Annotated in this window: 10 protein-coding genes; 5 read left to right on the forward strand and 5 right to left on the reverse strand. The window is 64.9% G+C overall.

All coding sequences use genetic code 11. From position 1 onward, the window contains the following. The first annotated feature begins 3 nt into the window (after nt 1–3). From ACCQ06_RS19670 to ACCQ06_RS19680, 3 genes are read left to right on the forward strand one after another with little or no spacing between them, the layout of a single operon-like run. Nucleotides 4–2,661: a DUF802 domain-containing protein gene (locus tag ACCQ06_RS19670; RefSeq protein WP_316688804.1), complete on the forward strand. Its 2,658-nt coding sequence runs from the start codon at nt 4–6 to the stop codon at nt 2,659–2,661. Continuing rightward, nucleotides 2,658–3,323, forward strand: coding sequence for an OmpA family protein (locus ACCQ06_RS19675; RefSeq protein WP_316688805.1), 666 nt, complete (start codon nt 2,658–2,660; stop codon nt 3,321–3,323). The genes ACCQ06_RS19670 and ACCQ06_RS19675 overlap by 4 nt, the downstream gene beginning before the upstream one ends. Continuing rightward, nucleotides 3,320–3,976 carry a DUF2894 domain-containing protein gene (locus ACCQ06_RS19680; protein ID WP_316688806.1) on the forward strand — a complete coding sequence of 219 codons (657 nt, stop codon included), beginning with the start codon at nt 3,320–3,322 and terminating at the stop codon, nt 3,974–3,976. Before ACCQ06_RS19675 ends, ACCQ06_RS19680 begins: the two co-directional genes overlap by 4 nt. 476 nt (nt 3,977–4,452) lie before the next feature. Here the strand turns inward: ACCQ06_RS19680 and ACCQ06_RS19685 are convergent, their stop codons facing one another. From ACCQ06_RS19685 to ACCQ06_RS19705, 5 genes are all read right to left on the reverse strand, one after another. Beyond that, the gene (locus ACCQ06_RS19685) at nt 4,453–5,379 is read right to left on the reverse strand and encodes a trypsin-like serine peptidase (protein WP_316688807.1); all 927 of its coding nucleotides are present in this window, start codon (nt 5,377–5,379) and stop codon (nt 4,453–4,455) included. Between the two features lie 520 nt (nt 5,380–5,899). After that, entirely contained in the window at nt 5,900–7,177 is a 1,278-nt protein-coding gene (locus tag ACCQ06_RS19690) for a DUF3526 domain-containing protein (RefSeq protein WP_316688809.1), read from the reverse strand. After that, a complete protein-coding gene (locus ACCQ06_RS19695) occupies nt 7,177–8,613 on the reverse strand; it encodes an ABC transporter permease (protein WP_316688811.1) in 1,437 nt (478 codons plus the stop codon). The genes ACCQ06_RS19690 and ACCQ06_RS19695 overlap by 1 nt, the downstream gene beginning before the upstream one ends. A 10-nt stretch (nt 8,614–8,623) precedes the next feature. Then, nucleotides 8,624–9,364: an ABC transporter ATP-binding protein gene (locus ACCQ06_RS19700; protein ID WP_316688812.1), complete on the reverse strand. Its 741-nt coding sequence runs from the start codon at nt 9,362–9,364 to the stop codon at nt 8,624–8,626. 286 nt (nt 9,365–9,650) lie between these two features. Beyond that, a complete protein-coding gene (locus ACCQ06_RS19705) occupies nt 9,651–10,580 on the reverse strand; it encodes a LysR family transcriptional regulator (protein WP_316688813.1) in 930 nt (309 codons plus the stop codon). Between the two features lie 124 nt (nt 10,581–10,704). Here ACCQ06_RS19705 and ACCQ06_RS19710 point away from each other — a divergent pair, with 124 nt between their 5' ends. Further along, on the forward strand, nt 10,705–11,106 hold the full coding sequence (locus ACCQ06_RS19710; RefSeq protein WP_228325557.1) for a Rid family hydrolase: 402 nt from the start codon (nt 10,705–10,707) through the stop codon (nt 11,104–11,106). An 87-nt stretch (nt 11,107–11,193) separates the two neighbouring features. Continuing rightward, nucleotides 11,194–11,337: a hypothetical protein gene (locus ACCQ06_RS19715; RefSeq protein WP_372365911.1), complete on the forward strand. Its 144-nt coding sequence runs from the start codon at nt 11,194–11,196 to the stop codon at nt 11,335–11,337. Nucleotides 11,338–11,563 lie beyond the last annotated feature (226 nt).

An 11,563-nucleotide genomic window follows, 5' to 3' on the forward strand; every position in this document is an offset into this window, starting at 1 on the left:
GTCATGTTCAAAACTCTTGTACACGTGTGTGTGTTTCTCGTCGGCCTGTTGGCGGTTTGCTGGGTCGGGTTCGGCTATCTGGGCAACAACCCGCTGGGCGCCTGCGTCGCAGCGGTGATCGGCGCGTGTTACCTCGCCGGTGCGTTGGAGCTGTATCGCTATCGTCAGGCCAGCGCCACGCTGGACACTGCAGTGACCGGGCTCACCGCTGCACCATCGGCGCTGGACGCGTGGCTGGAGCAGCTGCACCCGAGCCTGCGCAATGCAGTGCGTCTGCGCATCCAGGGTGCGCGTGTGGCGTTGCCGGCGCCGACGCTGACGCCGTATCTGGTCGGCCTGCTGGTGTTGCTGGGCATGCTTGGCACCCTGCTCGGCATGATGGCCACGCTCAAAGGCACCGGCTTTGCGCTGCAAAGCGCCACCGACCTGCAGGCCATTCGCGGGTCGCTGGCGGCACCGGTGGAAGGGCTGGCATTCGCCTTCGGCACCTCCATCGCCGGCGTTGCCACCTCGGCCATGCTGGGCCTGTTGTCGGCGCTGTGCCGCCGCGAGCGGCTGCAGGCCGTGCAGCGGCTGGATCTGAAAATCGCATCCGAATTGCACCCGCACTCTGATGCGCACCAGCGCGGCGAAGCATTCAAGCTGCAGCAGCAACAAAGCGCATTGATGCCGGCATTGATCGATCGCCTGCAGGCATTGATGGGCAGCATCGAGCAGCAGAGCATCGCCGCCAACGAACGTCTGGCCGCACAGCAGGCCGAGTTCCACGCCAGAACCGAAGCGGCCTACACGCGGCTGGCCACGGCGATGGCGCAATCGCTGCAGGCCGGCGTCGCAGACAGCGCGCGCGCGGTTGGCGCGGCGTTGCAGCCGGCGATGGAGACCACCATGGCCAGCATCGCACGCGACACCGCCGCGCTGCACGCGCAGCTCACCCAGGCCGTGCAGCAGCAGCTGGACGGCATCAGCAGCGGGTTCGATCGCAGTGCCAGCAGCGCCGCGCAACAGTGGACCACCGCGCTTGCCGCACAGGAACACGCACAGCTGGCGCTCAACACGCAGCTGCAGACCACGCTTACGCAGATCGCCCAGCACACCACTGCATTGCAGGAGGGCGTGAGCACAGCGGTGCAGCAGCAACTGCATGGCCTCGACGCCGGCTTCAAGGACAGCGCACGCACTGCGGCCGAGCACTGGCAGGCGGCGCTGGCTGCGCAGGCGCGCGCGCAGCAGGCGCTCATCGAGCAGATGCAGGCCATGCTGGCGCAGGTCGAGCAACGCAGCAGCGCCCTGCAGGACAGCGTCGGCGCCGCCGTGCAGCAGCAGTTACGCGCACTGGATGACGGCTTCGCACGCAGCACCGCCGCCAACGCCGACACCTGGGCAGCGGTGCTTGCCGAACAACAACGCACCACCCAAGCGCTCGGCACGCAGTTGCAGGCAACGCTGGAACAGCTGGCCGAGCAGACCACCACCTTGCAGCACGGCGTGCAGCAGGCCGTGCAACAGCAGCTGGATGGCTTGACCAGCGGCTTTGAGACCAGCACTGCCGCCACGGCAGCCAGCTGGACAGCCGCAGTGGCCGAACAGCAGCGCGCCAACCACATGCTCACGCACGATTTGCAGAACGCATTGACGCAGTTCACCAGCACCTTCGATGCGCGCTCCAACGCGCTGGTGGATGCGGTGTCCAGGCGCATGGAGCAGTCCAGCAGCGAGACCGCCACGGCCTGGAGCGATGCGCTGGCACAGCAGCAACACGCCAGCGCCGCATTGGCCGCCCAGTACCAGAACGCGCTGGCCGCCGCAACCGCCAGCTTCGACACGCATGCCGCGGGCCTGGTCGGCACCTTGCAGCACTCGCACACCGAGTTGCAGGCCGCGCTGGAGGCGCGCGATGCGCAGCGTCTTACCCTGTGGAGCGAGCGCTTCACCGCGATGAGCGCCACCTTGGCCACGCAGTGGGAACAGACCGGCGAGCGCGTCACCCAGCAACAGCAGGCCATCTGCGACACCCTGGCCAGTACCGCCAGCGAACTGTCCACGCAGGCGCAGGCGCAGACCAGCGCCACGATTGCCGAGGTCTCGCGCCTGATGCAGATCGCCTCCGAAGCGCCCAAGGCCGCGGCCGATGTGGTGGCCGAGCTGCGCCAGAACCTGTCGGAAAGCATGGTGCGCGACACCGCCATGCTGGAAGAACGCAGCCGCCTGCTGGCCACGCTGGACACCTTGCTCAACGCGGTCAATCACGCCTCCACCGAACAACGCGACGCCGTCGATGCGCTGGTCACCACCTCGGCGGACCTGCTGCAGCGCGTGGGCAGCCAACTCACCGAACAGATCGGCAGCGAAACCGGCAAGCTCGGCGCAGTGGCCGCGCACGTCAGCGGCAGCGCGGTGGAAGTGGCCAGCCTGGGCGAAGCCTTCGGCATGGCGGTGCAGTTGTTCAGCAGCTCCACCGGCGAGCTCAACGAACGCCTGCAACACGTGGCCACCGCACTGGATGCGTCGCTGGCGCGCAGCGACGACCAGCTGGCGTATTACGTGGCGCAGGCGCGTGAAGTGGTGGACCTCAGCATGCTGTCGCAGAAGCAGATCATCGAAGAACTGCGCCAGCTCGAGGGCCGCCGCAGCGATGCCGGCGCAACGGAGCAGGCATGAGCGACGAGATTGAAAGCGACGGCGAATCGGGCACCCCGATCTGGGCCGCATTCGGCGACCTGATGTCGGTGTTGCTGGGCGCGTTCGTGCTGATCCTGGTCGGCGTGATAGGCGTGCAGCTGCAGTTGTCCAGCCGTCTCGATCACGAGGTCAAACAGCGCCAGGCCGAAGCGCAACGCCGCAAGACCCTGGAACAGGCGCTGGCCGCGCCGCTGGCTGCCGGCCGCGTCACACTGGTCGATGGCCGCATCGGCATTCGCGGCAACGTGCTGTTTGCGTTCAACTCCGATCAACTGCAGCCCGAAGGCCGCGAGGTATTGAAGTCGCTCGCGGCGCCATTGGCGCAGTATCTGAGCACGCGCGAGGAACTGCTGATGGTCAGCGGCTTTACCGACGACCGCCCGGTGCTGGGCGGCAACCGTCGCTATGCCGACAACTGGGAATTGTCCGCGCAGCGCGCGCTGACCGTGACCCGTGCACTGATCGCCGAAGGCGTGCCGGCCGCATCGGTGTTCGCTGCGGCGTTCGGCGCGCAGCAACCGGTGGACTCCAACGCCGACGAAGCGCGCCGCGCCAAGAATCGCCGTGTGGAGATCGCCCCGATCGCGCGCCCATCCGGTGCGCAGCGCGCCGCGCCAACGCAGGCCGCCGCCACGCGATGAGCACACCGGCATCCGCACGCGCGCGCCTGGAGCGTTGGCGCAGCCAGGGCGCCGACCGGCTGGACCCGGTGCGTTTCCATCTGATGCAGACCCTGGCGACGCGTGCCGAAACGCAGGCCGATGCAGTGCGTGCGGTACTGGAACAAACGCTTGCCGGCCTGGTCGATGCGTATGCGGCCACCGTCAAGAAAACTGCGCGCGGCGCAAAGGCCTGCGTTGCGTCGCAGCCAACGCAGCGTAGCCCGCTCGGCGTGTTGATCGACCAGCTGGCAGGCCACGCCGCGTTGATGGAAGTGGACAGCAGAAAGACTGCGGCCGCCGATGCGCAGCTGTTTCCGGAGCTGCCGGCGCTGGACGATTTCCGCCGCACCTGGACCACCGTGCGTACCGCCAGCCAGGTGCGTCAATCGCTGCAGGACGCCCCTAAGGATGCCGGTCCGCTCAATTCCAGCGTGCTGGTGCATCGCTGCATCACCCTGATGCGCGAACGCTCGCCCGGCTATCTGCAGCACTTCCTCGGCTATGTCGATGCGTTGTCGTGGCTGGAGCAGATGCAACACGGCGGCGTGCTGGCCGACGAAACGGCCGCACCGCCGGCAGCCGGCAAGAAGCGCAGCCGTAGCGGCACCTCGAAGCGGCGCAGCACTGGGTAATTGCGGGTGCTGTGTGCCTTCATTGCGCGCACACTCAGTACTGTTCACGCAATAAGACGCGTCATGAGGCGCAGTTACGTGAGTATGGCCGCATCGATGCTGTAATTGAGAGGCTGGCCCTGCGCTGCCCACGCGGAGGATCCAGCAACGCGCCCAGCCAGACAGCGATGCGTTCACGCATGCTGGCTCCCACCTGATCCGGCTTGCGCTGTAGGGCGTTGCGTCGCAGAGCTGCGATCTCGGTACCGCCTTTGGTCGGCACCGCCCGATTGAACGCCATGCCGGTGATCTGTAACCGGCAGATGCATACAGTGCCACACGCTCGCAGTGGATCTACGCATACGGCAGCGAGAGTCTCGCTAGACCCGTTCCTCCGTAAGCCGGAAGGGCAACCGATGACAATGCCGAGTCGGTCTCGGACGTGCGCGCCTACGCCCGGCGATGACCGATCCCGGCACGGTCGTAACTGTGCCGCGCTACTGGTCTTGCTGCGCGCGATCCCAGGCTCCGTGCGCCGCATTCTCCCAGTAGGTCATCGTCACGGTCCCGCCGGCGGCGGGGCTATAGCCCTTGACGTTACCGGTCTGATATGTGCCATCCGGCAATGTCTGCATGACCGGGCCGCCGGAAGCACCTCCCGAGAAATTCGGACAGCCTCGTACGACACGGAGTTCCGGGCCGGGCTGAAGGATCGGGTTTTCGGTGGCAAGCCCGGAACACTTCTGCGGAAGCGCACCTCCACCGATCGCGTTGGGATAGCCGTAGGCGTAGAAATTTCCTAGCGTTGGCGGCGCCGCAAACCGTACCGGACTCTCTAAAACGAGATCGCCAATGCGCGAACCATAGTTATCGCGTCCAAGGCTCAGGAAGGCAAAATCGAATCCCGCATCACCATTGCCACTCCATCCGGTCACCGTGTGGACATTCCTCACCGGAAACCGCCCCGACCACTCGCCATTCCGATAATGCGCAAGGAACACCAGATGTTCGATCCGTGGACCATTCGGACGATTTGACGGGTTCTGCACACAATGTGCTGCGGTCGCAATGACGCTTTTCGTGGCCGATTGCACGGCATTAGCGGTGCAGTACGAATCGCGCCCATTGGCAAGAAAGAACAGGCGCCCGGTCGACATCATCTCGACCCCGCCGGCCGGATCGACACGGTCTGGCTTCAGCATGCCGTCACGCGTGTGAATGGCAAGATCCTGATCGCCCGTCTGGGCCAATGCGCTGGCCATACGGGCCGGCGTCCAGTAGGCAAGGGCTGTCTTTTGCTGGTCCTCGCTGATCCGCACATCAACAAATCGATGCGCTTGCTCCGCCTTGGCTACGGGAGACAACAGTGCAAGCAGCGGACCCAGCAGCAGAAACGCACCGGGCGCCATTAACTTCGTGAACATCAAATTACTCTCCTATTAAATATATTATTTATTTTAATTTACGCCGATTGCAGCACATCGGCGCGCGCATTCTTTATGATATTTGAAGCCATTATCGGAATTATGTCACATAAATGATTTGCAGTCACCTAGATTATCCATTTATTTGTCATACCTGGATTTCAGCAGAATTTATTCTTCTAAATTAAAAATGATCCACTTGCAGACAATCTCGGCAACGGACGCCATATTCAGCAATAGCCGTATCGTGCATGCTGCTAATGATGGCAACAGCGCGGCAGCCGACCGACTGCATGCCGCACACCATGCAACTTGGGAATCGCATGCGGGACAGGCTGCTCGCAGCTAATGCGGAATTTTCAGCATTACGTTAAGACTGAGGGCGTCAAAAAAAGTAACGCGCCGTCCTCGGCGCAGTGTGGACGGCGCTCCCAGAACCAGAGAGTACGAGTGATGCAAGCCGCACCGAGCATCGACCGCGCACGCCTGGCGCGCAGCGCAATTATTTCGTTAGCCGCGCTTAGCTGTCCTGCGGTGCCGGCTTGGCGGCAGCATCGAAACGCGGCGCACGCGGAAAGTCGTCGCGGGTAAACGGCCGGTCGCGGAACAGATACCTGTAATAGAACGTACGCAATGCCTGGTGATAGGCGCGAATGCGATCCTGATAGGCCAGCTGCGCCTGCAGATCGGTGTGGGCCAAGCGCGTGAGCGCAGCCTGCACTGCCACCGGCGGTAACACACTGGCCACGCGCCGCGCGAGCGCTTCGCGGCGCAGCAAGCCCTGACGATAGGCGGCGACCTGCGGGGCGACCTGCTGATCGCCGTTTTCGTGGAAGGCGAAATACCACTTGTAGTGAAACGCATCGGTCAACGGCGGCGAATCCGCCCATTGGGGATTGCTCGCGTAGAACCGTTGCATGGTGGCCTGACGCGGAATATCCCAGGCGTGGTTCACCGCCTCGCGTTGCAGCCGCGCAATTTCGGTGCCTTGATCGACCGGCACTGCCTGATTGATCACCACATGCGCCAAGGCCGGCGCCACCAGCGCCAGCACCACCCAACAGGTGGCCAGCGCCGTGGCATGCGCGGCCGGCCGCCAAGGGATACGACCTACCACCACCGCCAGCACCACCCAGAACAGCAGATAGGCGCAGGTCAGCGCCAGCACTGCCAGTTGCTGCAGCAACGGCACCGCATTGAGGTTTGCAGCGATCGCGAACGGCACGCACAAACACGCCAGCACCGCCACCGCGCGTACCACCACGCGGCGCATCAGCAAGGCGGTGCCCGCGCCTGGCAATGCCGCCAACATGCGCGCACGTCCGGCCTCGCGCTCGCCGGAGCGCAGATCGAACAGCAACGCGATCACGAACAGCGGCAGCAGAAACACCAGCACAAAGGCGTAGTCGAAACGCCCGGCCAGCGCCAGCTCGGGGTTATAGCTGTCGCCATCGTAGATCTGCGCTTCCAGACCCAGCGCGCGTATCCGCAAGATGTACGGCGACACATCGCGCATGCCCACTGCGGCGAAGGCCAATGGCGATGGCGTGTCCCAGGTCGGGTGGAAACTGTAGTACGCCGCGCTGCCGGCATCGTTGGAGCGCGCGACATATGCTTCCACTGCCGCGCTGTCTTCCCGTTGCAGCGGTGCGATGCGTGCGATGTTGGCGCGTTGCGCATCGATGACGTGCTGCCCGGAGAGCAGGCTGCACACCGTCAGCAGGGCGAGCAGCAGCAACCCGGCCACGGCCGCGCGTGCGCGTAGCAACAACAGCGCTTCGTATTTCCACAGCACCATCAGCGTGCCACTCCCACGCGCCGCCCAGCAGCCAGCAATATGCACAAGGCGGCCAGCATCCAGGCCGCGATCAGACCCAGCGGCGCAGCTGCCGCGCGTACGACGTCGGCATTGGACGCCGGGGTAAAGGTAAACACCGGAATGCGCTGCCAATGCGCCGACGCAATGCGCTTGCGTTGATCGGCACCGGCATCCTGCGCGGTGTCGTCGGCCATGCTCACCGCATCGGCCTGCAGCTGATTGAGCTGTTGCACCAGCGTGTAACGGTAACGCTCGGCCTGTGCGAGAAAGCGGTCGTGCGCGCGCAGATCGGTTTCCGCCAGGCTCACCGAAACCTCGCGCAACGCCACCGTCGGGCTCAGCAAGGCAAACGTGCGCACCAGCAGATTCTGCTGTTGCTGGATGCGTGCATCGCGCGCCGCGTAGCGCTCGAACAGGCTGGCGGTGAGCCGCTCGCCTTCCAGTGCCAGCAACCCTTTGTAGTTGACCGGCAGGTCTTCCACCCGTTGCACGCCGTAATGCGCCAGCACCTGTTGTTTGAACTGTGCAAAGTGCGGGTCGTCCGGGTTGTGGCTGTCGCCGAGCGTGCGCAGGTCGCGCTGGATCGCCACATCGGTCTCCAACCGCGTGGGCAGCCGGTACGCTGCACTGGCCACATCCGGCGCCACGCGCGGCACCAGCAGGGCCAGCCACACCCACAACGCCAGCGACACCAGCAGCGCATCGCGGCCGCGCCGGCACAGCATCGACACCGCCAACACCAGGCCACACCACGCCAGCAAATACACGCCATAGGCCAGCACCAGCAGCGCGACCAGCACCGCTTGGCCCGGCAGCAACGCGATCGGTATCAGGCCGACCAAGGCCGGCAACAGACAGACGCCGGCCACGGCGGCCAGCGCGAGATATTTGCCGCCGAGCAGTTGTCGGCGCGTGGCGCCCTGCAGCAGCAACACGCGCAGCGTGCCGGTCTCCTGTTCGCGGGCCACCGCGCCATACCCCAGAAACACCAGCATCAACGGTGCCAGCACCTGCAGCACGAAGGCCGGTGTCAGTTGACCGAAGCGCACCAGCAGCGAGCTCTGACGCACATCGCCAAAGTTGGCGGTGTTCTGACGATGGCCTTCCAAAAACATGCTGTTGCCGGTGAAGGCATCCACGCCCGAATCGAACGCGGCCAGGGCCGGCAACGGGCGATAGATGAAATGACCGTAATGCACCACCCGATGCGGGTGACGGTCCGGTTGCGCGTCGAAGGCCTGCTGCGCGGCCTGTTGCTGACGCGCACGGAATTCGGTGACCTCACGCTGGTGATGCGCGGCGGTCAAAGCCGCCACCAGGGTCAGCAGCATCAGCAATACCACGCCGATGGCGGCGGAGCGATTGCGGGCCATGAAACGCAGCTCTTCGCGCGCAACCAACCACACAGGGCTCATGCACGCACGCTCATGCAGCGCGCTCGGGCGGCCGTGCAAAACGTGCGTGCAAGGTGCGTACATCGAAGCCGCTTTCGGCGGCGCCGATGTCTTCGACGATGCGCCCGTCTTCGAGAAATCCAATCCGGTCGGCCACGTCCACCGCACCCAGCAGATCGTGCGTGACCATCAGCACCGCGCCGCCGCGCTCGCGCACGCCGCTGACCAGATGGTTGAAGTCGGCAATGGCGCGCGGGTCCAGACCGGAGGTGGGCTCATCCAGCAACAGCACCGGCACCTGCCGCAGCGTGGCCACGGCAATGGCCACCTTCTGGCGCATGCCCTTGGAAAACCCAGCCAGGCGCTGGCTCCAGGCTTCGCGCTGCAAGCCTGCGGCCGCGAACGCCTGGCCGATGGCGGCCTGGCTGCAGCGCTGCCCGGCGAGCGCAAGCAAGTAGTCGGCATTTTCCAGCGCGCTCAGATGCTCGTAGAGCGCGACGTTTTCCGGCAGATACGCCAGCCGCGCGCGTGCCTTGCCGGGCGCGGCGACCGGGTCGATGCCGTCTACCCGCACGCTGCCGGAGACGGGTTTGACGTAGCCCAGCAGCGCCGACAGCGTGGAGGATTTGCCGGCGCCATTGCCACCGAGCAGCGCGTACACGCTGCCGGGCGCAATGTGCAGATTCAGCCCTTTCACCACCGCGCGCCCGGCATAGGCAACGTGCAGATCGTGGATGGAAATCGCGGCGTTTGGCTGTAGGAGCGAGGGCATGGCGTCGATGGGCGAACAGAATGATACGTTATCACATTGCTTGTATTGCCTAAATCCTTCGGCTCGCTCGACTTGATGGTCGGGAGGCGTCGACCGCATGGGTGACGCTGATTTGACGCTGCCGGCGGCCACGGCAGCGGGTGACACGCCACCGTGCCGGTCAACTCTGCTGCAACCACGGCGCCGCACTGCACGCCGGTTCGCACGCGCTGCGCCGTCGCGCTCAAGACAGCATCCGCACAATCAACGCGCTAGCGCCCCTACGAAACCCGAACGCATCGCCCAGTCATCGACGCAGCGCAGGGCTCACCACATGCACATGCGCAGCCATCAGCTCGATCACCCAATCGATGAAGACCCGCAGTTTGGCGCTGACGTGGCGATTGGGCGCAAACGCGATCGACAAGGGCATCGGCTCCAGCTGCCAGTCTTCGAACACCGGTACCAGCTCGCCGCTGGCCACGTGTGCGGCGGCCATGTACACCGGCAGCCACAACACACCCATGCCGGCCAGCCCGGCGGCGAGATAGGCATTGCCGTCGTCGGCGGCAACGACATGCCGGCCGTGCACGGTCACCGCTTCGTCGCCACGTTGGATCGCGTAGGGCACGGTGGTGGTGGTGCCCCAACGCATGAAACCGACGCAGCGGTGGCGGGTGTTTTCCAGCTCGGAAGGATGCGCAGGCATGCCCAGCCGTTGCAGGTAACTCGGCGCCGCATACACACCGGTCTTCAGGTCGCCGACCCGGCGTGCGATCAACGATTGATCGGCGATGGTGCCGCCGCGCACCACGCAATCCACGTTCTCGCCGATCAGATCCACGCGCCGGTCGCTCACGCCCATGTCCAGCTGGATATCCGGATAGCGCGCATGAAACGCCGGCACCGCCGGCATCAGGATCAAGCGCGCAAACGGGCTGGGCACATCCACACGCAAGCGTCCGCGCGGTAGCGTCGATGCATCGGACAAGCTGGTTTCGGCATCGTCCATGTCGGCCAACAGGCGCACCACACGCTCGTAATAGGCGGCGCCGTCGGCGGTCACGTGCACACGGCGGGTGGTGCGGTTGAGCAGCGTCACCCGCAACCGCGCTTCGAGCTGCTGCACCAGGTGCGTCACGCTGGCACGGCTCATCTCCAGCGTGTCGGCGGCCTTGGTGAAGCTGCCGGTCTCAACCACACGCGCAAACGCCTGCATCGCATCGAACCGGTCCATCGCCACTCCTCCACCAAGATTGTTTGGATTCTACAAATAGTGTTGGTCGCGCCTGCGGATTTATCGCGCATGGCCGGGCGCTTAGGGTGGGTGTCCGTTCTGTCGAACTTCCAAGGAGAGTCTCATGGGCACACGTGACGTTGTTTTTCCGCAGGGCCGCCACGCGCTGTACGAGCGCCATCGGTATTCGCCGGCGGTGCGCGCCGATGGGTTGATGTTCGTCGCCGGCCAGGTCGGCAGCCGCGAAGACGGCTCGCCTGAGCCGGAGCTGGACGCAGAGATCGCGCGTGCGTTCACCAATCTCGATGCCATCCTCAGTGCCGCTGGCTGCACATCGCAGGACGTGGTCGATGTCACCTGGTTCATGGTGAACCCCGAGGTCGTGTTCGATGCGGCGTGGGACCGCTGGGCCAGCTACTGGGGCCCGGCGCCCTACCCCGCCGTCACTGCCGTCGGTGTGACCTGGCTGGCCGGCTTCCGCTTCGAGATCAAGGTGGTGGTCAAGTTGCCCAGCGCCGGTCAGTGATCGCCGCAACACTTGCCGCCCCACGCTGCGGCCGGATCTGCAGCAATCGCGCTCGGTTGATGGCTGCAGCGGCGCTAGCGAAAACCGATGAGTGCCGCTGATCGATTGGTGGAAAAAGCCATGGCCGCAGCACGCGCGATGGAAACGCAGTCCGGCACGTTGACGCAGTTGGTGTCGCTGTTCCAGCTGGAGCCTGCAAGCGGACAGCACCTGAAAAGAAACGTCGCATAACGCGTGGACTGCTACAACGGCGCGTCTCACGACACGCGCAAATGCCCCTCTTTCGCACGGACTGCGGAAGGGGGTTTTTTGTGTCTGCCGGCGCGACGATGTGGTGATGCGGCGCCTTTGTCAGGCGACGCGCGCTTGCTTGGCGCATCGATGAGCTTCGCGGCGTGGAGACCGACCATGCCCACGCACCAGAGGGTACGGATGCCACTGCCGACTCTTGGCGTCC

This window comes from Xanthomonas sp. NCPPB 4467, from assembly GCF_041475665.2.
GTDB classification, from domain to species: Bacteria; Pseudomonadota; Gammaproteobacteria; order Xanthomonadales; family Xanthomonadaceae; genus Xanthomonas; species Xanthomonas dyei.